Genomic DNA, 1,822 nt, shown 5'->3' on the forward strand with positions numbered 1-1,822 from the left:
TCCTTGAGAACTCAACAGTGTGCACTTTTATTGTCTAATGCCATTTTTTGGACCCGTGCGACCCTCTTTTGAATGGGGGTTGTGGGGTTCCTTTGATGAGTTGCGTGGGCATGCCTGGCCTTGTGTGGTTGGGGTGTCTGCGTGGATATTGTCAGTTGATTGAGCTCGACCCGGTTGGGTTGGTTTGTGGATGTGCTGCCATTGCGTTTGCGTGGTGGTGGTTGTTCATGTACGGAGAGTTTGATCCTGGCTCAGGACGAACGCTGGCGGCGTGCTTAACACATGCAAGTCGAACGATGAAGCTGCAGCTTGCTGTGGTGGATTAGTGGCGAACGGGTGAGTAACACGTGAGCAACGTGCCCAAGACTCTGGAATAACTTCGGGAAACCGGAGCTAATACTGGATACGAATCGTGGAGGCATCTCTTGCGGTTGGAAAGATTTATCGGTTTTGGATCGGCTCACGGCCTATCAGCTTGTTGGTGGGGTAATGGCCTACCAAGGCGACGACGGGTAGCCGGCCTGAGAGGGTGACCGGCCACACTGGGACTGAGATACGGCCCAGACTCCTACGGGAGGCAGCAGTGGGGAATATTGCACAATGGGCGCAAGCCTGATGCAGCAACGCCGCGTGAGGGATGACGGCCTTCGGGTTGTAAACCTCTTTTAGTAGGGAAGAAGCGCAAGTGACGGTACCTGCAGAAAAAGCACCGGCTAACTACGTGCCAGCAGCCGCGGTAATACGTAGGGTGCAAGCGTTGTCCGGAATTATTGGGCGTAAAGAGCTCGTAGGCGGTTTGTCGCGTCTGCTGTGAAAGCCCGGGGCTTAACTCCGGGTCTGCAGTGGGTACGGGCAGACTTGAGTGCGGTAGGGGAGATTGGAATTCCTGGTGTAGCGGTGGAATGCGCAGATATCAGGAGGAACACCGATGGCGAAGGCAGATCTCTGGGCCGTTACTGACGCTGAGGAGCGAAAGCATGGGGAGCGAACAGGATTAGATACCCTGGTAGTCCATGCCGTAAACGTTGGGCGCTAGATGTGGGGACCTTTCCACGGTTTCTGTGTCGTAGCTAACGCATTAAGCGCCCCGCCTGGGGAGTACGGCCGCAAGGCTAAAACTCAAAGGAATTGACGGGGGCCCGCACAAGCGGCGGAGCATGCGGATTAATTCGATGCAACGCGAAGAACCTTACCAAGGCTTGACATACACCAGTAACGGCGAGAGATCGTCGCCCCGCTTTGCGGTTGGTGTACAGGTGGTGCATGGTTGTCGTCAGCTCGTGTCGTGAGATGTTCGGTTAAGTCCGGCAACGAGCGCAACCCTCGTCCTATGTTGCCAGCGGGTTATGCCGGGGACTCATGGGATACTGCCGTGGTCAACACGGAGGAAGGTGGGGATGACGTCAAATCATCATGCCCCTTATGTCTTGGGCTTCACGCATGCTACAATGGCCGGTACAGTGGGTTGCGATGCCGCGAGGTGGAGCGAATCCCAAAAAGCCGGTCTCAGTTCGGATTGGGGTCTGCAACTCGACCCCATGAAGTCGGAGTCGCTAGTAATCGCAGATCAGCAACGCTGCGGTGAATACGTTCCCGGGCCTTGTACACACCGCCCGTCAAGTCATGAAAGTCGGTAACACCCGAAGCCGGTGGCCTAACCATTCGTGGGGGGAGCTGTCGAAGGTGGGATCGGTGATTAGGACTAAGTCGTAACAAGGTAGCCGTACCGGAAGGTGCGGCTGGATCACCTCCTTTCTAAGGAGTTTTTATGTGAGTGCTCGTTGTGTCGCGAATGTCGATGCCGGGTGCTGGGTGGAACGTT

1 rRNA gene is annotated in these 1,822 nt (G+C 55.8%); it reads left to right on the top strand.

The window, feature by feature from the left end:
- Nucleotides 1-228 precede the first annotated feature (228 nt).
- Nucleotides 229-1,755: ribosomal RNA gene (locus tag FM112_RS15430) — 16S ribosomal RNA — on the top strand.
- Nucleotides 1,756-1,822: the final 67 nt, after the last annotated feature.

Origin of the sequence: Gulosibacter sp. 10, assembly GCF_900163695.1 — a bacterium.
GTDB lineage: Bacteria > Actinomycetota > Actinomycetes > Actinomycetales > Microbacteriaceae > Gulosibacter.